16 protein-coding genes are annotated in these 22,072 nt (G+C 73.9%); 5 read left to right on the top strand and 11 right to left on the bottom strand.

Annotated elements, in window-relative coordinates:
- The first annotated feature begins 194 nt into the window (after positions 1–194).
- From ACQPY0_RS25510 to ACQPY0_RS25520, 3 genes are read left to right on the top strand one after another with little or no spacing between them, the layout of a single operon-like run.
- Positions 195–2,087: an Hsp70 family protein gene (locus ACQPY0_RS25510; RefSeq protein WP_432993441.1), complete on the top strand. Its 1,893-nt coding sequence runs from the start codon at positions 195–197 to the stop codon at positions 2,085–2,087.
- 1 nt (position 2,088) lies between these two features.
- The gene (locus ACQPY0_RS25515; RefSeq protein ID WP_432993443.1) at positions 2,089–2,667 is read left to right on the top strand and encodes an HD domain-containing protein; all 579 of its coding nucleotides are present in this window, start codon (positions 2,089–2,091) and stop codon (positions 2,665–2,667) included.
- Between the two features lie 4 nt (positions 2,668–2,671).
- Positions 2,672–3,235, top strand: a complete 564-nt coding sequence (locus tag ACQPY0_RS25520; protein WP_432993445.1) for a DUF6892 domain-containing protein — start codon at positions 2,672–2,674, stop codon at positions 3,233–3,235.
- Between the two features lie 7 nt (positions 3,236–3,242).
- Here the strand turns inward: ACQPY0_RS25520 and ACQPY0_RS25525 are convergent, their stop codons facing one another.
- Positions 3,243–6,872, bottom strand: a complete 3,630-nt coding sequence (locus ACQPY0_RS25525; protein ID WP_432993447.1) for a CARDB domain-containing protein — start codon at positions 6,870–6,872, stop codon at positions 3,243–3,245.
- A 461-nt stretch (positions 6,873–7,333) separates the two neighbouring features.
- On the opposite strand from ACQPY0_RS25525, the gene ACQPY0_RS25530 reads away from it, so the two are divergent.
- A complete protein-coding gene (locus tag ACQPY0_RS25530) occupies positions 7,334–9,679 on the top strand; it encodes a putative bifunctional diguanylate cyclase/phosphodiesterase (RefSeq protein ID WP_432993449.1) in 2,346 nt (781 codons plus the stop codon).
- A gap of 197 nt (positions 9,680–9,876) precedes the next feature.
- Here the strand turns inward: ACQPY0_RS25530 and ACQPY0_RS25535 are convergent, their stop codons facing one another.
- Positions 9,877–10,374 (bottom strand): hypothetical protein, encoded by a 498-nt coding sequence (locus ACQPY0_RS25535; protein WP_432993451.1) that lies wholly within the window; start codon positions 10,372–10,374, stop codon positions 9,877–9,879.
- Between the two features lie 9 nt (positions 10,375–10,383).
- Entirely contained in the window at positions 10,384–11,922 is a 1,539-nt protein-coding gene (locus tag ACQPY0_RS25540) for a diguanylate cyclase (RefSeq protein WP_432993453.1), read from the bottom strand.
- A 325-nt stretch (positions 11,923–12,247) separates the two neighbouring features.
- On the opposite strand from ACQPY0_RS25540, the gene ACQPY0_RS25545 reads away from it, so the two are divergent.
- Positions 12,248–16,126, top strand: coding sequence for a CHAT domain-containing protein (locus ACQPY0_RS25545; protein ID WP_432993455.1), 3,879 nt, complete (start codon positions 12,248–12,250; stop codon positions 16,124–16,126).
- Positions 16,127–16,129: 3 nt separating this feature from the next.
- Here the strand turns inward: ACQPY0_RS25545 and ACQPY0_RS25550 are convergent, their stop codons facing one another.
- The 8 genes from ACQPY0_RS25550 to ACQPY0_RS25585 all read right to left on the bottom strand — a co-directional run bounded on the left by ACQPY0_RS25550 (position 16,130) and on the right by ACQPY0_RS25585 (position 21,967).
- Positions 16,130–16,552, bottom strand: a complete 423-nt coding sequence (locus ACQPY0_RS25550; RefSeq protein ID WP_432993457.1) for a rhodanese-like domain-containing protein — start codon at positions 16,550–16,552, stop codon at positions 16,130–16,132.
- Between the two features lie 131 nt (positions 16,553–16,683).
- Positions 16,684–17,685, bottom strand: a complete 1,002-nt coding sequence (locus ACQPY0_RS25555; protein ID WP_432993459.1) for a hypothetical protein — start codon at positions 17,683–17,685, stop codon at positions 16,684–16,686.
- The gene (locus tag ACQPY0_RS25560; protein WP_432993461.1) at positions 17,682–18,173 is read right to left on the bottom strand and encodes a SigE family RNA polymerase sigma factor; all 492 of its coding nucleotides are present in this window, start codon (positions 18,171–18,173) and stop codon (positions 17,682–17,684) included. The genes ACQPY0_RS25555 and ACQPY0_RS25560 overlap by 4 nt, the downstream gene beginning before the upstream one ends.
- A 44-nt stretch (positions 18,174–18,217) precedes the next feature.
- Complete coding sequence (locus ACQPY0_RS25565) at positions 18,218–18,688, bottom strand: hypothetical protein (RefSeq protein WP_432993463.1); 471 nt, start codon at positions 18,686–18,688, stop codon at positions 18,218–18,220.
- 78 nt (positions 18,689–18,766) lie between these two features.
- Positions 18,767–19,486, bottom strand: coding sequence for a glycosyltransferase family 2 protein (locus ACQPY0_RS25570; protein WP_432993465.1), 720 nt, complete (start codon positions 19,484–19,486; stop codon positions 18,767–18,769).
- Positions 19,452–20,804 carry a hypothetical protein gene (locus ACQPY0_RS25575; RefSeq protein WP_432993467.1) on the bottom strand — a complete coding sequence of 451 codons (1,353 nt, stop codon included), beginning with the start codon at positions 20,802–20,804 and terminating at the stop codon, positions 19,452–19,454. The genes ACQPY0_RS25570 and ACQPY0_RS25575 overlap by 35 nt, the downstream gene beginning before the upstream one ends.
- The gene (locus ACQPY0_RS25580) at positions 20,801–21,208 is read right to left on the bottom strand and encodes a hypothetical protein (RefSeq protein WP_432993469.1); all 408 of its coding nucleotides are present in this window, start codon (positions 21,206–21,208) and stop codon (positions 20,801–20,803) included. Before ACQPY0_RS25580 ends, ACQPY0_RS25575 begins: the two co-directional genes overlap by 4 nt.
- 150 nt (positions 21,209–21,358) lie before the next feature.
- The gene (locus ACQPY0_RS25585) at positions 21,359–21,967 is read right to left on the bottom strand and encodes an alpha/beta hydrolase (protein ID WP_432993471.1); all 609 of its coding nucleotides are present in this window, start codon (positions 21,965–21,967) and stop codon (positions 21,359–21,361) included.
- Positions 21,968–22,072: the final 105 nt, after the last annotated feature.

Below are 22,072 nucleotides of genomic sequence, written 5' to 3' on the forward strand. Positions count from 1 at the left end.
GCCGACTGCTTGGTCATGCCGAGCGCGGCGCCGACCTCCGCCCACGAGCTGCCGGCCGCACGGGCAGCGGCGGCGGCCCGCTCGGCCCACCCCGGACCGCCGCGCTCGTTCGGGGCACCCGGCTGGCCGGCAGCGCGAGCCGCTCGTAGGACATGGCCTTCGGCGTCGGGACGCGGTCGCGTAGGGTCGTGGCGGTGAGCGAGTTCGCGCTGGCCGTCGACTACGGGACCTCCAACACCGTCGCCATTCTGCGCTGGCCCGACGGCAAGACGCGGCCGCTGCTGTTCGATGGCTCGCCGCTGCTGCCCTCCGCCGTCTACGCGATGCCCGACGGGCACCTCGCCACCGGCCGGGACGCGATCAACAGTGCCCGCCTCGACCCGGTCCGCTTCGAGCCGAACCCCAAACGCCACGTCGACGAGGCCGACCTGCTGCTCGGCGACGCGTCCGTGCCGCTCGTCGGGGCCGTCGCCGCCACCCTGGCCCGGGTCGCGGACGAGGCCCGGAAGGTCTCGGGCGGGCCGGTGCGGGAGATCGCCATGACGTACCCGGCGGAGTGGGGCTCGGCCCGCCGCAGCACCCTCGTCGAGGCCGCCCGCCGGGCCGGGTTCCCGCCGCCGCGGCTCGTGCCCGAACCGGTCGCCGCCGGGCAGTACTTCACCGCCGTCCTCGGCCGCGGCGTCCCGCCCGGCTCCGGCGTCGTCGTCTACGACCTGGGCGCGGGCACGTTCGACGCCTCGGTGGTGCGGCGCACCGCGGCCGGGTTCGAGACCCTGGCTTACCACGGCTTGGACGACTTCGGCGGCGTCGACCTCGACGAGCAGGTCGTCCAGCAGATCGGCGCGGTCGTCGCCGCCACCGACCCGGCTGCCTGGTCCCGGCTCACCGCCCCGCACACGACCCCGGACCGGCGGGCCGCCCGCACCCTGCGCGACGACGCCCGGATGCTCAAGGAGCGGCTGTCGCGCGAGTCCGCGGCCGGTCTGCTCGTGCCGATCCTCGACCGGGACCTGCACGTGACTCGGGAGGAGCTGGAGCGGCGGGCGCTGCCGCTGATCGGCCAGACGGTGGCGGTGACGGTCGCGACGATCCAGGCCTCCCGCGTGCCCGTGTCCCAGATCGCCGGCCTGTTCCTGGTCGGCGGCTCCACCCGGATGCCGCTGATCGCGACCGAACTGCACCGGGCCACGGGCATCACGCCGACGGTGCTGGACCAGCCGGAGCTGGTGGTGGCGGAGGGAGCGCTGGTCTCGGATATTTCCGGACATGTCCTATCTGTACCGGTCTCCGCGACCCCGGTCTCGCCCACGCCCGTCTCCCCGCACACGGTTCCGGGAAACCCGATCCCGTTCACGCCGGTCTCGCCGCACGCCGTCTCGCCCGCGTCGGCCTCGGCGGGCTTTCTCGCCGGCGCCCCGGGTGGCCCGACATTTCCGACAAATCCGGTTTTTACGGCAAGTCCGGTAAGCCCGGCCGGCTCAATGCCGCGTCCGATCATCCCGCAGCAGCCCGTGGCGGCCGGCCCGGTCGCCCCGCCGCCCGCGCCCCTGCGCCCGTTCTTCCCCGCCGGCGGCCGGATGCCGGCCGAGTTCCGCACCACCGCCGGCGCGATCGCCGGCCGCGCCGCCGCCCGGATGCTGTGGAGCCTGCTGTTCTTCGTCGGCAGCTTCTTCGCCTTCGGCATCGTGTACGAGACCACCGACAACGACAACCTGGGCATGATCCCGCTGCTCGTCATCTGGGTGTACATCCTGATCTGGCTCGGCAGCTCGATCACCCGCATGGTCCGCGCGCCCGGCGAGCCCCACCGCCTGCTCGTCGACGAGGCCGGCCTGACCATCACGGTCCGCGGCCGCCCGGTGCACGCGGCCTGGTCGCAGCTGGAGCGGGTGGAGGTGCGCAACCGCGGCTTCTTCCGCCGCCCGACCCTGTTCGTCGTCCCGCGCCCCGGCACCGGCCTGGCCGCCCACCCCGACTGGCGCGCCCGGGTCATCGGCGGCGGCGAGGCGCTGAAGGTGGCCGACCTGCGGACGCTGGGGGCGAACCGCACCTCGGTGACGTCGGCGATCAGGCAGTACCTTCCCTGAGATGCGCATCCCGACGGACGCCGAGATCCGCGCGCTGCACGAGCGCGCCGCGCCGACCCCCGAGGCCTTCGACCTCGTCTACACCCACTGCGAGATCGTGGCCCGCATCGCCGGGCAGCTGATGGCGCTGCGTGCCCACGACGCCGACCCGGCCCTGGTCCGGGCGGGCTGCCTGCTGCACGACATCGGGGTGTACCGGCTGGGGCCCGCGGAAGCCTACATCCGCCACGGCCTGCTCGGCCACGAACTGCTGACGGATCTGGGCTTCCCCGAAACCCTGGCCAGGTTCTGCTCCCACCACACGGGTGTGGGCCTGACACGGGGGGACGTGCACAGCCAGTCCTTGCCGCTCCCGCCGGCAGACTACCTGGCGGAGACCCCGCACGAGCGCCTGGTGATGTACGCCGACAAGTTCCACAGCAAGTCGACCCCACCCCGTTTCGTGACGGCCGAGACGTACACGGCCTCGGTATCCGATTTCGGCGCGGACAAGGCGGAGCTTTTCGCCAAGATGGTGGCCGAGTACGGCGAGCCGGACCTGCGAGCACTGGCGGAGGAGTACGGCCACATGATGGTGTAGGCCGATGCTCTTCGAGGACGAGAACCTGGCTCTGGCGGTCCTGCAGTCGATGATCTGGCCGGCCGGGTTGATCCCGGAGCCGGACTACGCGGCCCTAAGACGCGCGAACCCGTACGACCGCGACCTGTATTGGGAAGACATCATGCTGGACGCCGAGGACGAGGGCATCGAGTTCGACAGCGACGAGGACCGCGAGGAGTATTTCCAGGAGGCCTGCGGGTACGAGTTCCAGAACCACGGCGTGCGCGGCGACCTCCTGACCTTGCTGGAGTCGAACGCGGGCTTGATCCCGCAGCTGACGGTGCTGCGCTGGCACATCCCGTGCGAGGTGGTCCGGGCCTGCTGGCCCCAGTGGGACGGCGAAAGCACGACATTCGACCTGACTTCCCTGGCCGGAATCGAACGCTGCACCGGCCTGACCGAGATCGACATCCAGTCCCTGCCGGACTCGGTGGATCTGACCCCGCTGTCAGTGCTGCCAAACCTGCGAACCGTGACGCTGAACGGACAACTCCGCGGGTCGGCCGGGCGGCCCGCCGCCGGTCGACCGGCGGCGGGCCATCAGTAGGGAAACGTCAGTTGGGCGCGCCGTTGAAGACGAACTGCGAGCCGGGGTCCTTCACCACGCTGCCCGCTGCCGAGTTGGTGATGGTGACGTTGGTCAGCGTGGCGCTGCCGCGGGCGCTGCCCTGCGCCAGGATGCCCGCGCCGTTGTTGGACTTGTCGATGCGTACGTTCGTGATCGCCACGTTCGGGTAGGAGCCGCCCGCGGACTTGAACTGGATGCCGTCGTACGTGGAGTCGATGATGTCCGAGTCGCGGATCGTCACGCCCGGGATGTCGCCCTGCGGGGCGAAGAGCGTGATCGCCCCGAACTTCTGCTGCTCGCCCCAGAACACGCCGCCGCAGCGGTACAGGCCGTTGTTGGCGAGCGTCGTCGTGCCCGAGAACGGGATCGGGGAGTGGTCGGTGGCCAGCATGATGCCCGGGTAGTTCATCGTGTCGGAGACGAGGTTGTTCTCCGCCGCGTTGCCGTAGCCGCCGTAGATGGCGATACCGTTGGCGCGCCACGGCAGCTGGATCGTGTTGTTCGTGAAGTGGTTGTCGTGGCCGATGTCCACCGACTGGTCCTTCACGAACGTGCTCGACCAGACCGCCAGGGAATCATCGCCGGTGGTGCGGAACGAGGAGTTGAAGACCTTCGAATTGCGTGAGCCGTTGGCGAAGTTGATGCCGTCGGCGTACGTGTCGCGGATGCGCATCCCGGAGAACTCCAGGCCGTCCGCCGGGTTCCAGTAGGCCGGGGTGTCGCTGTAGTCCCGGCCGACCCAGGCGCCGACGTTGGTGTGCTCGATCCACAGGTTGCTGATCTTCGTGTTCTTGCCGAACCGGCCGTTGAGGCCGTGGCCGCGGTCGCGGCGGTTCGTGGTGCCGCCGAAGATGGCGATGTCGGAGAGCTGGGCGTTGTCGTCGATGTCGAAGCCGACGTTGCCCTCGTGCGGGTGGTTGATGTTGCCCTTGACGTTCTGCGGCTCCGTGGTGGTGTACAGCTGGGAGTACCACATCCCGGCGCCCTTGATCACGACGTTGCGGATGCCCTTCTGGTTGTACTGCCCGCGGGCCGGGTCCGGCGTGAGGATCTTCTCCTCCTGCCGCCACTGCCCGGCCGGGATCCACACGCAGCTGATGACGCCGTTCTGGTCGTCCATCACGGCCTGCTGGATGGCGGCCGTGTCGTCCAGCCCGTCATTGGGCACCGCACCGTACTGCGTGATCGACGTGCACCCGGCCGGCTGCGAGAGCTGCGGCGCGACCTGCTCGAGGTCGATGAGGTCGATGATGTAGAACGACGCCGTGTCGCCCGCGTCGCGCTGCAGCTTGAACTTGGTGCCCGGCGGGTAGCTCGCCGACAGCAGCGCGTGGGACTCGTCGAAGAGCCGCCGCGCGTCGCCGCCGGGGGAGTTCGACAGCGACTCGGTGTCGTCGCTGTTGCCGTACAGCCAGCTGAAGTGTGACGAGAGGGTCAGCTTCTGCACGAAGACGTTGTTGGCGTACAGGCTGATCGTGTAGTCCTGCCCGCCGCCTGCGGGCGAGTCGGGCACCGAGTTGCGCACCACGATCGAGTTGGCCTGGTTGGTCGAGGTGAACTCGACGAACTGGCCGGTGCTGCTCAACCGCACCGACTGGCGGCCGGAGGACTCGGTGGCGAAGTTCGTGTGCCCGAAGGTGCGCAGCGGGTCGGCGGTGAGCAGGGTGCCGTTGTAGTTCGCGGCCTCGGCCTCGTACTCGGTGTAGGGCACCGCGGCGCCCCGGCCGACCACAATGGACTTCGACAGCGAGTTGTTGTCCTCGTGGGTCTCGGCCACGACGTCGGTGGCGTCGGCGGTGGCGGTGATCGTGGCCCCGCCCGCGACGGCGGTCCAGGTGCCGGCGACCGCCACGGTGACGGTCTGCCCGGCGGCGATGGCGCCGGTGCTGGTGTTCAGCGTCGTGGTACCGACGACGACCCGCGTGACCGTCGTGGCGCTGACGGCGCTCGTGCCGCGGTTGTGCACCGACACCGTGAAGGAGACCGCGGCGCCGACGGCGGGGCTCGCCGGGTTGGCCGCGATCGCGGTCACCTGCAGGTCCGGGCCGGGCGCCTGGCTCACCACGAGCGGGCTCGCCGTGGTGAAGGCGTTGTTGTCGTTGTTCTGCTCGACGACGGTGTTCGTGGGGTCGACGGTCACGGTCAGCGGGTAGCTGCCGATCGGGCGGGTCCCGGCGTTGAACGTGACCGTGGCGGAGGCGCCGGCGGCCAGCGCCGGGACGTTGGCACTGCCCGCGACCGATCCGCCGAGCGAGAAGTTCACGGTCGTGGCCGGGGCTGCGGCGGTACCGCTGTTGCTCACCGTCGCCGACAGCGTGATCGCGGTCGCCTCGGTGACGGTCGACGGCGACCAGGACGCGGCGGTCACCACGAGGTCCGGGTTCGGCGCCATGGTGCCGAAGACCTGGAACTCGGCGACCTGGCCGCCGGGCGCGCCGGAGTTGGCGAAGAACTGCAGCTGCACGTCGGCGACGCGGGCGGTCACCGGGATCGTGATGCTGTTCTGGGCGCTGGTCGGCCAGAACGGGTAGTCGGCCCGCGGTACGAGCGTGGTGAAGCCGGACGCGGACTGCTCCCGGCCCAGGACCGCGAGGCTCTGCGTGCGCGGACCCCACACCGCATCGGGGTTGAGCCGGATGACGAGGGAGTTGATGTCGGCGTTGGCGCCCAGGTGCACGGTCAGCGTGCCCGGGTAGCCGCCCGACTCCCAGTACGTGCCGACGTTGCCGTCCACGGCGTTGGCGGCCACGAACGAGAACACCGACGAGGACGCGTCGACCGGCTTGCCCTGCGCCAGGTTCGTGCCGCCGGGCGGCTGGGTGCTGCCGTTGCGGGTCACGTGGTTGCTGTCGGCGGACTCGGTACCGGCGGTGTCGCGCGCCCGCACCCAGTACGTCACGGTCGCGTCGGCGGGCTGGGTGTCGGTGTACGTGAGCACGTTCGCGCCGACCGTGGCCCGCGCGGTGCCATTGGCGTAGACGGTGTACCCGCCGATGCCCACCGGCGACGTCGACGCGCTCCAGGTCAGCTTGATCTGGCCGGAGCCGGGCTCGGTGAGCGTGAGGTTGCCGGGCGCGGTCGGCGGCTGCGGCGGCTGGACGCCCGAGCCGTACACCTCGAACTCGGACAGCTGCCCCGCGGGCCAGCCGGAGTTCGAGGTGATGGTCGCGCGCACGTACCGTACCGTCGCCGCGGTGAACCCGATCGTGACGGTGTTGGCGCCGGCCGGGTCGAAGGTGCGCGACGCCGGCGCCGAGAGGGTGCTGAAGCTGCTGCCGTCGGTGCTGCCGGTCAGGCCGAGGTTCTGCGCGCGGGCGCCCCAGCCGGCGGTCGGCAGCTTCAGCATGACCTGGTCGACGCTCGTGGCGGCGCCCAGGTCGACCTGCACCCACTGCGGGAACACGTTGTTCGTGCTCTCCCAGTAGCTGCCCTGGTTGCCGTCGGTGACGTTGGCGGCGACGTACGGCGCGTTGGCGCTGCTGGCGGTCGCGGTCTTGCCCTGCGCGAGGTTGGGCCCGCCGGCGGCGACGGCGGGCGTGGCGGTGGCGACGCCGATGGCCCCGGCGGCGGTCAGCACGACCGCGGCGGCCCCGGCGAGGAGCTTTCTGTGCAGCATGGGGTGTCCTCTGCTCCGTTTCGGACGACAGCGGGGACCGCCCCACGACCCGGCCGGCCGGGCCCGCGGCGGGCGGGCTCGTTGGCGGCAGGCGCGCCCGGGTGCGGGCGGGTCTTGCAGGCACGTGCGGGGTCGGTGGCAGGCGGTCGGCGGTGCGCCTGCCGGGAAGTTGCAAACCTCTGCTAACTTCTTGCGGACGGAGAATTCAAGGTTGCAGATATTCGGGTCGTTCGTCAACGTCCACGCGCTACTTCATGATTTCGTGACACGTGAAAGGGGCCGGTCCGACCCCTGACGTTCGTATGGCGCTCGTGATGCTCGGCGGGCCCGGTGTGGGTCGTGCGGAAGTCGCTGTCGGGGAGTCCCATGGCATCGGGCTACCGGCCGCGCGGTACGGTAACCGCTCAGCTTGGCGCTCCGCCCGCCGATGACCGGACGACACGTCTTTCGGGAGGACTTCGGTGGTTGGCGACGACCGCGGGGTACGGCCGTTGCGGCCCACCGCCGGGCTGCTGGCCGGAGCGTCGGCCGCGGCGGTGCTCGCGCTCTGGCTGACCGGGGTGCTGCTGCGCTGGTGGTCCGCGCCGCTGGTCGGCTGGCTGACGCTGCTCGTGCTCTGCGCGGTGTCCGCGACCGAGTGCTGGCGGGCCTCGCGGGCGGCCGGGCTCTCGGTGCCGGCCCGCAACTTCTGGCGCTTCGTCGCCGTCTCCTGCGTGATGCTCGGCCTCGGCGCGATCAGCAATGCCCACGACGCCCTCGCCGGCCAGAGCGTGCCCTCGCAGCGGCTGAGCGCCCTGACCCTCGGCTGCTTCATGAGCGCGTCCGCGATCACCCAGTGGGGCCTGCTGCGGCTGCCGGGCGCCCGGGTCCAGCGCGGCGGTCCGCTGCAGCTCGCCCTCGACTCCGGCATCGTCATGATCACCGTGGCGCTGCTGGCCTGGCACTTGTCCTTCCGCCACGCCGAGGCGTGGAACAAGGTCGCCGGGTCCGTGTGGCCCGCCGTTGTCGCGGTCGTGTGCGGCTGCGCCTCGATCGCGGTCTTCGTGAAGCTCGCCTCGACCGGCATCGGCGCGATCGAGCGTGGCGCGCTGCGGACCCTCGCGGCGGCGACCGCCGTCGCCGCGGCCGCCGGCGCCCTGGCCCCGGCCTTCGCCCCCTATCCGGAGATCGGCGACGCGCACGTCACCGTCGCCCTGGCCGGCGCCTTCATCGCCGTCGCGGCGGACCGCCAGCGCCGCGCCGCCGATCTGCCGCCGCCCCCGCCGATGCCACCGCGGCGGTGGAGCGTCCTGCCGTACCTCGCCGTGGCCGTCGCCAACGGCCTGCTCCTCGTCGCCGGCCAGGGCCCCGACGGCCGGGTCCTCACCGCCGGTACCGTCCTGCTCACCCTGATCGTCGTGGTCCGCCAGGTCCACGCCTTCCGCGACAACGCCCGCCTGCTGGCCACCGTCGACCGGACCGTCGCCCAGCTGCGCGAGGCCCGCGACCAGCTGGCCAACCAGGCCGCCCACGACGCGCTGACGGGCCTGGGCAACCGGCGCATGCTCAGCCGCCGCATGGCGGAGATGGCCGGCACGCCCCCGCACCGCCTCCACCTGATCCTGATCGACCTCGACGACTTCAAGCTGGTCAACGACCGCCTCGGCCACAACGTCGGCGACGAGCTCCTGCGCGCCGTCGCCGTCTGCCTCGGCGGCGTCGTCGGCGGGGCCGGCACCGTGGTCCGCCTCGGCGGCGACGAGTTCGCGATCCTCGCCGACGCCGAGCCCGCCGACGCCGACGCCCTCGTCGCCCGGGTCGCCGAGGCGCTGCAGCAGCCGCTGACCGCCGGCGACGTGGAGCTGATGATCCGGGCCAGCATCGGCCTGACCGATGCCGCGCCGCTCGGCGGCGACGGGGACCGGCCCGGCGGGGCCGACGCCCGGGAGCTGCTGCGCCGGGCCGACGTGGCCATGTACGCGGCCAAGGACCGTGGCAAGCACCGTGTCGCCCGCTTCACCAGCGACCTGGACGAGGTCGCGGCCGAGGACGCGCGCATCGCCGCCGAGCTGCGCCGGGCGCTGGACCAGGACGAGCTCAGCATGGTGTACCAGCCGATCGTCCGCCTCCCCGGCGGCGGCATCGAGGCCGCCGAGGCCCTGATCCGCTGGAACCACCCGCAGCGCGGCCTCGTGCCGCCGTCGGTGTTCATCCCCGTCGCCGAGCGCACCGGCCTGATCGCCCCGCTCGGCGAGTGGATCCTGAGCAGCGCGTGCCGGCAGGCGGTCCGGCTGCGCGCCGAGCCCCGCCCGGAGGGCCCGGTCCGCGTCTGCATCAACGTCTCCGCCCGCCAGCTGCGCGACCCGGAGTTCCCGGCGACGGTGCGGCGCATCCTCACCGAGACCGGCGCCGACATCGGCCAGATCACCATCGAGGTCACCGAGACCGCCGTGTTCGACGACGACCTGGCCCTGGCCTCCGTGCGCACGCTGCGCGAGATGGGGGTGCGCATCGCCCTGGACGACTTCGGCACCGGACACTCGTCGCTGGGCCTGCTGCGCATCTGCCCGGTCGACGTGCTCAAGGTCGACAAGAGCTTCGTCGACGAGATCTGCGCCGACGACGCGCCGCCGCAGGTGATCGCGACGGCGCTGCTGCAGATCGCGCGGGGCCTGCACCTGATGGCGGTGGCCGAGGGGGTGGAGACGGCCGAGCAGGCCGAGCGGTTGTACGCGCTGGGCTACCGCTACGCCCAGGGCTACCTGTTCCACCGGCCGATGCCGGCCGACGACCTGCTGCGCGTGACCGCCGCGCCGGTCCCGGCCTGACTGCTCCCGCGACGAGCCTTGCCCGGCCGGGCCGGCTTCGCTGTGCAGTCACTCGGCCGGCAGCCACCATCGCGGGCGCACGAGGCGCGCCGGCAACAGCATGCACAGCGCGGGCGCCCGGTCCTTTCCCGCGACTCGCGACGGGCGCACGATACCGGCCATGCGCCGGGGAGGGTGCGTCGGCGCGCGGCGGGCGGCTACACGGCCGGTTCGAGGTCGTCTGTGCGGGTGGCGGGACGGTGATGCAGGCTGCGACGGGCCGTGAAACGGCGGACCAGCGTGACCGTCTCCCAGGCGAGCAGGGCGAGCGTCGCGAGCAGGAAGCCGGCGCCCGCGGCCATGGCGGTCGCGTCGGCCGGGCGGGCGTCGGTGCCGTGGGCGAAGACGCGGACGTCGGTCGCGGGGACCCGGACCTCGTAGTGGCTGCCACTGCCGCCCCCGGTGACCGCTTTCGCGCCGGTCGGGTCCACCTCGGTCACCGCGCCCCGCACCTCGCGGGCGCCGGTGCTCCACCGGGCCGAGCACGCGATGTGGGGGCGCTCCAGCCGGTCGACGTTTTCGAAGCAGGTGTCCAGGTGGGCGGTGGTCAGCGAGCCGCCGCGGGCGTATTCGCCCAGGCCGCCGCGGCTGGTGAGCAGTGGGATGACGATGAGCAGGCAGATCCCGATCAGGACCCACCGCGCGACTGCGAGCATCTTCGGACCTCACCTCAAGTGGGCGGCTGGCTCCGTCCATGAGGATATCGAAGAATGTGGCGCGGTGCGGGCCGCCTTGCGGGCGGTCTTGATCCGGTACATCTCCGCGTCGGCGTTGCGCAGCAGCGCGTCGAGGCCCGCCGGGGTGCCGGTGTCCACGCCGACGCTGGCGCCGACCCTCGCCACGGTGCCGCCGCCGAGCTCGTACGGCTCGGTGAGGGCGGCCGTCACCGTCTCGGCGAGGCGCCGCGCTGTTCCGGCGTCGGTGTGCGGCAGCACCACCGCGAACTCGTCGCCGCCGAGCCGGACGGCCAGGTCGCCCGGTCGGGTGCCGGCGCACAACCGCTCCGCCGCGGCGACGAGCAGCTCGTCGCCGGCGTGGTGCCCGTACACGTCGTTGACCTGCTTGAAGCCGTCCAGGTCGATGACCAGGATGCTCAGGCGGGCCGCGGCGGCCAGGGCGGCCAGGTGCTCGCCGAGCAGGGCCCGGTTGGCCAGGCCGGTCAGGGTGTCGTGGGTCGCCCGGTGGCGCAGCTCCTCGTGCAGCTGCCGCAGCTCCAGCATGCTGCGGTCGAGGCTGGTGAGCAGGCGGTCGTTGTCGTGGAAGGCGACCAGCTGGCGGCTGAGCACCAGGCCGGTGATGACCAGCAGGCCGACGGCGACGCCCCACATGCGCGGGTCGGCGCCGGCACCGCGCAGGGCGTAGAACAGCAGCAGCTCGGTGACGACCACGGCGACGTACGGCATGAGGCTGAACCGCCGCCGCGCCACCGCGCTCTCCGCACGCGGCCGCCGCGCCCGGACCTCCTGCATCCGCAGGCTCGCCACAGTCAGGATGCACGACAGCAGCGACATCACCGCCTCCACACGCGGGTTCGGCCCGCCGGTGACGATGATGCTGGCGGCGGAGCCCAGCGCGGAGCCCGCCACCCCGACGCAGCCGGCCACGCCGGCGAGCCGGCCGAACGGCGCCGTGCCGCTGAGGATGAGCTTCAGCACGCCCAAGACGATGACGAGCATCACCACGGAGCTGCCCGCGGAGGCGACCCGGTCGGCGATGCGGGGGTTGTCCAGTTCGGCACCGATGGAGAAGTACCACAGGATGACCGCCACCCCGGCCAGCACGGTGGCCGCGTCCAGCCACAGGCGCAGCCGCAGCCGCCCGGAGTCGCCGAGCGGGTGGCGCAGCATCAGCACCATCACCGTGGTCATCGCGCACACCACGCACATCGTCTGCACGATGCTGACCTCGGCGTCGGCGTCGCGGATGACCAGGGCCGTCTGCACGCCGTCGCCGATCGCGCACAGCAGCCCGGCGACGGCCATGCCCCGCCAGAACCGCCGCGCGGGCCGGTCGCCGGCGGTGAGCCGGGCGAGGCGCCGGGAGAAGTACACGATGCCGACGTCGAGCCCGGCCTGGATGCCCCACGACAGCGCGTTGCCGCCCGGCCCGGCGAGGAACCACACGGGCACGGCGAGCGCGAGCAGGGCCATGCCGCGCAGCACGGGGTCGCGCGTGAGTCCGTCCGTCCGGAACCGTCCCGCCATGCCACCTCCCCTGCTCGTCCCGGTCCGCATCGGCCGGGGCGGGGAGTACCTGAGCGGGGCCGCCGCGGAAGCAACTCGGCGGCAACCGCTTCAGCAGCGTGGTGACGCAGCCGAGGGCGACCAGGCCCGCCCCGGCGCTGACGGTGGCGGCGGTGTCCCAGGTCGCCGGGTTCACGGCGGTGCTCGCGCCCAGCGGCGACCGGAGCATCGAACGTGCTCTCATGCGTCACGCTACGCAGACCGGCCCGCCCGATCGATCCCCCTGCATCCCGCAGGGGGTAGTGCCGCCACCACCGCCGGCCCGGGTCCTGTCATGATGTCGCGCATGGTTGACGGGTCTGGTCGTGTCACGCTGTCGTACACCCCCGCCGGTGCGGCCCGGGACGTCTGGGTCGGGCTGCGCGCGGCCGGCCTCGACGCCCGCCTCGCCCCGGACGGGGTACTGTCGGTCGTCACCGGATCGGCCGGCGGGGACCTGACCGAGGCGCCGCCGGGCGGGCCGGCCGGCCTCGTCGAGGACCTGCGCGAGCGGTGGGGAGCCGCCGCGGCGCCCCGGCACGAGCTGCGGATCGCGGTCGCGGTGGCGAAGAGCCGCCTGCGGGCCACCGTGACCCTGGCCGGCACGGTGCTGTGTGAGCGGGACGAGCCGCTGCCGTTCGGCCGCGATGAGGTCTGGGACCTCATCGACCTGCCCGGCGCCGAGGCCCGCCTGGCCCGGCTCGGCCAGCGGCTGTCGGCCGCGCTGTTCGACGACGACACGCTCGACGACCTCACCACGCTCGTGAGCACGGCTGTCGAGGGCTGCGTGATCGACGTCGTCTTCGAGGGTGACGGGCCCGCGCACGAGCTGCCGTTCGAGCTCATCCGCCTCGCCGACCAGCGGATCCTCGCCACCGTCGAGGGCGTGCGCACGACGCGGATGGTCGGCGGGGTACGGGTACCTGAGCATCCTGCGGCGCCCGGGCCGCTGAAGATCCTCGTCGCGGTCGGCGCGCCCGAGCACACCGACAGCCCGCCGCTGGACGTCGAAGCCGAGATGCAGGCGATCGTCTCCGTCGTCGGAGAGGTCGGGCGGGCCGAGATCACCATCCTCGAGGTCGCCGGGCCCGCGGAGATCGCCGCCGCGCTGCGCCGCGACGCGTACCACGTGCTGCACCTGTCGGCGCACGGCTCGCCCTACGGCGTGGAGCTGGAGGACCGCGACGGCAACGCCGTGGACGTCAGCGCCGAGGATCTCGTGCGCGCCCTGCGCCGCGGCGGGCGCCCCCTGCCGCTGATCGTGCTTTCCAGCTGCGGCGGGGCCGCCGACGCCGACGCCGGGCTCGCGGTCACCCTGCTGCGCCACGGCGCGGACCGGGTCATCGCCATGCAGACCTCGATCACCGACTGGTACGCCACCCGCCTGCTCACCCGCGTCTACCGGGCCCTGGCCGAGCGCGAGGCATCCGTCGCCGAGGCGCTCGCGGAGGCGCGTTCGGGGCTGTTCGAGGAGGTCGTACGCTCGGGGGAGACCCGCTGCCCCGAGTACGCGGTCCCGGCGCTCTTCGCCGCCTCCGACGGTCCACTGTGGAACGCCGACGCCGCGCCGGTGCCGCTGTCCAACCCGACCGAGCTGCCGAGCGGCGACGGCGTGCGGGAGCTGCTGCTCGGCGACCTCGTCGGCCGCCGCCCGCTGCTGCGCGTGGTCAGCCAGACCCTGCGCGACGAGCTCGCCGGCGCCCCGCTGGTGGGTGGCGTCGTGCTGACCGGGCCGGCCGGCATCGGCAAGACCGCGCTCGCCGGCCGGGTCGTCACCCGGCTGCGCGACGACCTCGACGACCCGTGGACGATCGTCGTGCACGCCGGGGCCTGGAACCCGCCGGGGCTGCTCGCCGACCTCGCCGCGGCCGGCGTGAAGCTGGATCGCGACGGCGACGGCGAGCCCGACGCCGACGCGGCCGCCCTCGCCGCGCTCGCCGAGGCGCTGCGCACCGACCGGCTCCTGCTCGTCTTCGACGACTTCGAGCAGAACCTCACCGTCGGCGGCGGCGCCTTCCTCGACCCCGGCTTCGGCGAGATCTTCGCCGGGCTGTGCGCGGCCGCCGAGCGCGGCAAGCTCCTCGTCACCAGCCGCCACCCGGTGCCGGTTGCCGTACCCCTGTCCCGGCTGGACGTCCCGCCGCTCACCGACGCCGAGCTGCGCCGGCTCCTCATCCGCATGCCCGGCCTGCGCGACCTGCCGATCCCCGACCGCGACGCCGTCGTCGCGGCGGTCGGCGGGCACCCGCGGCTCGTCGAGTTCGTCGACGCCCTGCTCAACGGCGGTGCCCGGCTGCCGGAGGTGACGGCCCGGCTGCGCACCCTCACCGAGGCGCGGACGTTCCCCGACGCGGCCGCGGCCACCCGCGAGGCGATCGCGCTGGGCGCCCGCGACGTGCTGCTCACCGACCTGCTCGACCTGCTCAGCCCGGCGGAGCGGGAGGCGCTGCTGCAGCTGGCGGTGTCCCGGATCCCGGTCACCGCCGCCGACCTGGCCTGGGCCGTCGCCCCCGAGGACCCCACGGCGCAGGACGTCGCCGCGATGACCGGGCACGTGGCCCGGCTGCGCGACCTGACCCTGGCCGGCCCGGCCGGCGAGGACGGCGTGGTCGTCGAGCCGTGGCTGCGCGAGGCCCTGGCCCGCCACCAGGGCGACGGGCTCGTGCGCCGCCACCTGCTCGCCGCGGCCACCTGCCGGCGCATCGTCGAGGACGGCCGGGCCGGCTTCGACACCGTCACCGAGGCCGTGTACCAGCTGCGCGCCGCCGGCCGGGTCGACGATCTCGCCGAGTTCGCCACCGCCACGCTGCCCAAGCTCGGCGGCGAGCTGGCCGTGGCCGCGTTCCTGGGCGAGGTCACGCCCGGGTTCCCGGTCGAGCACCCGGCGTACGGCGATCTCATCGAGCGGGAGCGCGACGCGCTGGAGGCGACCGGCAGCACCGCCGCGGCCGCCGAGAAGGGCGAGGAGGCCGTGCGGCTCGCCGCCCGCGCCGCCAAGGCCGCGCCGCAGGACACCGGGGCCCGGATCGGGCTCAGCGCGGCGCTGGACAACCAGGGCCGCCTGCTGCACCGCCTCGGCCGCCTCGCCGACGCCCGCCGCACCTACGAGCGGGCCCTGGCCATCGACGCGGGGCTCGCCGAGGCGGAGCCCGAAAGCGTGCAGTACCGGCGCAACCTCGCGATGAGCCACCAGAAGATCGCGGAGGTCGCCCTCGACGACGCCGAGTTCTCCCTCGCCCGATCCGCGGCCGAGGAGTCGCTACGGCTGCGCAGCGCCCTGGCCGAGGGCGAGCCCGGCGACGCCCGGCTGCAGTGGGACCTGGCGATCGGGCTGCGCTGCTTCGCGCTGACCGCGGACGCGGACGCGGCCCGGCCCCGGCACGAGCAGGCCCTCGGCATCTGGCGCCGCCTCGCCGCCGACGACGGGGACAACCGGGCGCTGCTGGAGCACCAGTTCGACTGCCTCATCAGCCTCGCCGACCTCAAGTCCGACGCGTTCGCGGAGCTGGTGAAGGAGGCGGCCACGATCGCCGACCGGCTCACCGATGCCGACTCCGGCGACGTCGACGCCCAGCGCCGGATGCTCACCGCCCAGTGGCGCCTCGGCGCGATGGACGTCGCGGCCGGCGACCCGGCCTGCGCCGCCGGGCACTTCACCGGCGCCCTGTCGCTGGCCGGGCGCCTGGCCGGCGCCGACGCCGACGGCCTCGACGCGCAGCGGGACCTGGGCACCGCCCTGACCCGGCTCGCCGAGTTCCACGCCGGCAACGATCAGCCGCAGGAGGTCCGCGGCCACCTCGAACGGGCCATGGAGGTCGCCGAGCTCGTCGTGCACCGCTTCCCCCGCAACGGGGCGCTGCACCGCGACCTGGCCGCCGCCCGCGAGCGCCTCGCCGACTGGCTGCGCGAGCAGGGCGACCCGGCCGCGGCCCGGGCCCTGTGCCGCCAGGCGCTGACCAGCCGGCGCCGCCGCACCGCCCTCGACCCGCAGGACCTCGCCTCCCGCCTTGCCGAGGCGGCCGTGCACGCGCGCATCGCCGCGCTGGACGAGGCCGCCGGGCACCCGGGCCGGGCCCGGCACCGGTGGCAGGAGGCGCTCACCATCGTCCGGCGCCTCGACGAGGAGCACCCGGCGCCGGCGCACCGGGCCGCCGTCGAGGAGTACGAGGCCCGCCTGGCCGCGTGACCGTCAGCGGCGCACGTCGGCCCGGCAGCTCCCGAATCGCCACAGGGGCAGCCCGGCCGCGACCCAGGCCTCGACGCCGCCGGCCAGGTCGGTGGCGCGGTGCAGGCCGACCCGCCGCAGGCTCTGCGCGGCGAGGCTGGAGCTGTACCCCTGCCGGCACACGACGACGATCTCCAGGTCGTATCCGGTCGCCTCGGGGATGCGCGCGTCGCCGGCCGGGTCGAGGCGCCACTCCAGCACGGTGCGGTCGATGACCAGCGCCCCCGGCAGCTCACCGGCCTCGGCCCGCTGCGTCTCCGTGCGCGTGTCGACGACGAGCGCGCCGCGTAGCCGGGCCGCCTCGGTCTCGTGCGGGGTGTAGCGCCGGACCCCGGCCCGCGCCTCGGCGAGCACGCGTGCGATCCCTGGTGCGGGCTGCGTGAGCATGCCGCGACTATATCGGCGCCCCGCGGCCCGCGCGGGAGGGATGCATACCTGCCGAGGACTGGTCGGATGGCCACTCCGGCGCGCCCCGACGACTGGCTCGAGCACGACGACACCGTGAGCCGCCTCGCGGTTCACGAGCGTTGCAGGCCGCCCGCGACCAGCAGCAGCTCCGCCCGGCCGTAGCCGCCCTGGGCCGAGATCCACAGGTATGGGTCGGGGACGCGGATGACCGCGGTCTGCGGCTCGGCGCCCGAGGACGGTTCGAGCTCCTGGTAGGGCCAGCCGTTGGCCAGCGTCGGCAGGGTCGCGGCGGGCGGGCCGGCGGCGAAGACGCCGCCGGCCACGGAGACGGTGAGGGCACCGCCGGAGCCTCGCACGACGAGCTGACCCCGGCGCGAGTCGCCCATGCTCGAACAGCCGGTGACCCTGGCCCCCTCGGGCAGGACGGTCGGGTGTACCAGCAGCTCGCAGCGGTGGCCGCGGTCCAGCCGGAGCGTGCCGGCGAACGCCAGCGCCTTCTCGGCCGGCACGGAGGCCGGTCCGCGCAGGAGCAGCTCGGCGCGGACCCCGGTCACCGGCGCCCAGGCGACGCGGGCGGTGCGGCCCGCGTCGGCCTCGACGATCCCCGGCCGCTCGCCCACGGTCGCGGCCGTGGTATTGCCCGGGCCCGCCACCGGCAGGGCCGTGGAGGACGGGGCCGGCGACCCGTCGTCGGCCGCCAGCGACAGCTCGGCGACGAACGCCGTGTCGTCGCGCCCGCCGGTGCCGGCGGTATTGGACCACACGGTGAGCCGTTCGACGCCGTCGAGCACGGCCCACTCGGTGCTCCTCACCGGGTACGGGAACTCGCCCACGTCGAAGTGGACCGCCAGCGGGTCCGAGCCGACCGGCCCGGCGACCGCCTCCGCCGGCGGCCCGGGCACCGCGTACCCGCCGCCGCCGGTCACCAGCCGCGGCGCGACCATCACCAGCAGCGCGCTCACCGCGAGTGCCAGGGCCCCCGCCCCGGCCCGCCGCCGGGCGCGCCGGCGCCGGTAGGCCGGCCCGACCCGGGCGAGTATCTCGCCGGCGTCCGTGTAGGCGTCCGCGCGGGCCCGCAGGGTGTCGCGCAGCGCGTTGAGATCCGTGGTCATCGGCTCGTCTCCTCGAGGTCGCGCAGCTCGACGCGCATGGCGGCCAGCGCGCGCATGGCGTGGGTGCGCACCGTGGCCCGCGAGCAGCCGAGAATCCGCCCGATCCGCTCGTCGTCGAGGTCCTCGTAATAGCGCAGTGCGATCACCGCCCGCTGCCGGTGCGGCAGGGCCCGGACCCGCTCCCACAGCGCCAGCCGCTCGTCGGCCGCCGGCCCGGGATCGTCCGCGCCCGCCCACGCGTCGGCGCTGATCTCGGCGGGCACCTCCCGGCTGGAGCGCCGCCGCCACCAGGAGGTGTTGAGGTTGACGAGGGTACGCCGCACGTACAGGTCGGGCTGCTCGGTCCGGACGATGCGCTCCCACCGCGGGTAGACCCGCACGAGCGTGTCCTGCACGAGATCGTCGGCCCGGTGCGCGTCGTCGACCAGCAGCCGCGCGAGCCGCAGCAGCCCCGGCCCCCGGGCGAGCACGTACTCCTCGAACGTCACCCCCTACGAACGTCCCGAGCCGCGCGATCTGTTGACACGGGCGGCTATGCGACCGCCTCCGGGCGGGCGACGCAGCGGCGGGCCGTGAAACGGCGGACCGGCCCGGCCGCCGCCCAGGCGAGCAGGGCGAGCGTCGCGAGCAGGAAGCCACCGCCGGCGGCCATCGATGCCGGGTCGGCCATGCGGGCGTTGGTGCCGTGGGCGAAGACGCGGACGTCGGTCACGGGGAGCCGGACCTCGATGTGGCTGCCGCTGCTGCCCTCGGCGACCGCTGCCGCGCCGGTCGGATCCGCCTCGGTCACCGTGCCCTGCACCTCGCGGGCGCCGGCGGTCCAGCGGGCCGAGCAGGTGACATGGGACTGCTCCCGCTCGATGTCGTCGAAGCAGGTGCCCAGGTGTGCGGTGGTCAGGGAACCGCCGCGGACGTATTCGCCCAGGCCGCCGCGGACGGCGAGCAGCGCGATGAGGTTGATCAGGCAGAGCCCCAGCAGGACCCACCGCACGATGCTGAGCATGTCCGGTCCTCCCCGTGGCGGGCACCGGCCGGCCCGTTGCCTGATGGTATCGAGAAGTGTGCCTTCCGTGGGGGCGGCTCAGGCCGGAACGGCGGTGGTGGTGGCGGCGGCCGGCGGGCGGCGGAGGCGCTCGCGCAGCAGGATCCACAGGGCCTGCACGCCGTCGCGCCAGGTGATCTTCTTGCCCTCCTCGCGGGTTCTCGCGTGGTAGGTGATCGCCACCTCGTAGGGGCGGACCCGCCGCCGCAGCAGCTTGCCGGTGACCTCGGCCTCCATGCCGAAGCCGCGGGAGCGGATCTCCAGCGAGCGGTACAGCGCGACCGGCATCAGCTTGAAGCACGTCTCCAGGTCGGAGAGGTAGCAGTTGTACAGCATGTTCGCGGCCGTCGTCACGCCCTTGTTGCCCATCACGTACCAGAACGAGAAAGAGCTGTGCGAGCCGAAGACGCGGTTGCCGTAGACGACCTCGGCCTGACCGTCCAGCACCGGCGCGAGCAGGCGCGGGATGTCGTTCGGGTCGTACTCGAGATCGGCGTCGAGGATGACCATGTACTCGCCGGTGGCCTCGGCGACCGCGGTCTTGATCGCGGCGCCCTTGCCGCGGTTGGCCGGATGGAAGATCGGGCGCAGGCGGGCGTCGGTGGCGCCGCGCAGGATCTCGCCGGTGCGGTCGGTGCTGCCGTCGTCGACCACGACCAGCTCAATCTCGCAGGGGTAGCGCACGTCGAGCGCCTGCTTCAGCGCCTCCTCGAGGCGGTGCTGCTCATTGAACACCGGCATCAGGATGGACAGCTTCACGGCTTGCTCCTAACAAGTGACCGGGGGACAGGGCCACCACCGCCCAGCAGGCGGTGCTCGCGCAGGACAGCACCACGACGGCGACCATGACCCGGTCGACGGAGGTGCTCAGGTGCCAATGCAGGTCGTTCGGGGTGACGACGTAGATCAGGGCGACCGCGAGCCAGTAGCCCGCGGTGACCGCCCACAGCCAGGGGTCCGCGCCCAGACCGAACGCGGCCCGGCGGCGGCGCAGCAGCACGGCGCCCAGGACGGCGGCGGCGAGCGCGAGCACGACGACGCGGTCGACGCGGCCGGCCATGGTGGAGAACACGGTCGGGATGCGGCCGGCGATCGTGGGGTCGCCGTGCAGCAGGTCGCCGAAGTGCCCGCCGGCGAGCACGTCGGTCTGGGCGCCGAGCAGCCGGGCGACCAGGGACCACAGCGCCGCCACGGCGACCGGCAGCCACACCCACGCGACCCGGCGCAGCTGCCGGCGGTGGCGCAGCGTGGCCACCACCGCGAGTACGACCACCATGCTCTGGCCCTCGTTCTTCATCAGGGCGGCGCAGCACAGCAGAAGCAGGGTGAGCGGCAGCCGGCGCCGGTCGAACGGCTCGCGGTCGAACAGCAGCAGCACGGCGCCGGCGGCGAACGCGGTCGCGCACATCGCGTCGGAGAAGCCCGCGGTCGGCACGATCCACAGGGGACTCCACGCGGACCAGCCGACGGCGATCGCGGCGAGCCAGGACCACACCGCCGGGGCGGCCGAGGTCACGCGGCGCACGGCGTAGACGACCGCGGCGATCGAGGACAGGGTCAGGGCGCCGTTGACCATCGCCGCCGGGTAGAAGTCGCGCAGGTCCAGCACCCGCCAGGCCAGCGCCACCGGGGCGGAGGCGAGCGGCGGGTAGTCGGGGTGGCTGAAGATCAGCGCGGGGTTGCCGACCGAGTCGCGGGCGAACGAGCCGCCCTCGGCGAAGTAGCCGGCGTGCAGCCACCAGATGAGGTGCGCGTCCCACAGCAGCGGCTGCTGGAAGATCTGCAGCAGGGGCGGCAGCAGCGGTACCGTCAGCAGCGCCCCGTCGAGCCAGGACCCGTGCGGTGCGGGTCCGGCCCGCCGCAGCCGCCAGGCGAGAAACCCGGTGAGCAGGTAGACCGGGGCGAACCACGCCAGCAGCGGGCCGCCCGCGGCGAGCATGAGCAGGATTGCGGCGGTGGCGACGGCGGCCCCCGCGACCGGGGCGAAGACCAGGGCGAGCGGGATCGTACGGGTCAGGGAGTACGACAGCGGCAGCCCGGCGGCGACGAGCAGGGCGACGGCGAGGAGGCTGCTCACGCGGCGGCCGGCTTCCGGGTCACGACCCGCACGCCGTGCGGGGCGGACCGGTCCCAGGCCAGGCTCACCTCGAGCGCGGCGGGCAGGCCGGCAACCACCACGATCCCGTGCAGGGTCGCGAGCTCGGTGATGCGGAAGCGCCAGTCGGTGGTGTCGGCGACGACAACCCGGGTGCCGGCCGGGACCTGGCGGGCCAGCTCCGCGCCGATGTACTCCAGCTGCTCCCGGAACTCGTGTCCGCTGCCGAGGTCGCGGACGGTCCGCACCCCGGTCCGGGTCGAGTAGACGGCCGGGCGGATCGCCTGCAGCAGCGCCGCCGCGCACACCACGACGGCGAGCAGTCGCAGCCCGAAACGGAGCCGCCCCTCACCACCGTCCGGTGCGGGCAGCAACCGTCGCAACACGCTGAGTCCTCCTCGGGGTGTCGCCTTCTCCCCGGGCGACCGGGATCACCCTAATGCGCCGTCTTTGATGCGTGCCGACCGGCCGGACCCTGCCGACCGGTGGACAAAACCGCAGTTCACCGGCATTTCGGTCGCCGTCGGCGGCGCCGGTCAGGGCCGCGGGCGGGAGGTGACGTCCCGGGTGAAGTCCGTGACCAGGCGGTTCCAGGCGCGGTAGCGGCGCAGCATCGCGTGGTTGTCGCCCGGCAACAGGACGAACCGGGCGCCGTGGCCGGCGGCGAACCTGGCCGACTGCGCCGGGTCGGTGATCCGGTCGCGAGCGCCGTGGGCCAGCAGCATCGGCACCCGCGGGTCGGCGGGCAGGTCGTGGTCCGGTGGCTCGATCCACGGGGCCAACGCGCAGACGCCCGCCACGCCCGGCGCGGTCGCCAGGTGCAGGGCGACCCGGCCGCCCATCGAGTGCCCGATCAGGATCACCGGGACGCCGGGGTGGCGCCGCGCGGCCTCGTCCAGGGCCCAGCGGGCGTCGGCCACCGGGTGGCGCTCCGGCTCGTTCCAGCCGCGGTAGCGGTACCGCAGCCGCCAGACGCCGATGCCCGCGCCGACCGCCGTCGCCGCCCGCCCGAACGGCAGCATGCGCAGGTATGCCATAGCGGGGGTGGCCTTCGCCCGGCTCTGCGCGCGGCCGCCGGGCAGCAGCAGCGCCAGGGCGCCCGGGCCGGCCGGGCCGCGCGTGGTCAGGTGCGGGCGTGCGGTCATGCCTTGCATTCGACACCATCGGCCCGCCCCCGCCGGCGGTTTGCGTGCTTGCCGTCGCGCAAATAATCTGCGTACAGTACGCCGCACGTCGACGCTCGGCGGAAA

Source organism: Dactylosporangium sp. CA-233914 (assembly GCF_050942935.1).
In the GTDB taxonomy this organism is placed as follows: domain Bacteria; phylum Actinomycetota; class Actinomycetes; order Mycobacteriales; family Micromonosporaceae; genus Dactylosporangium.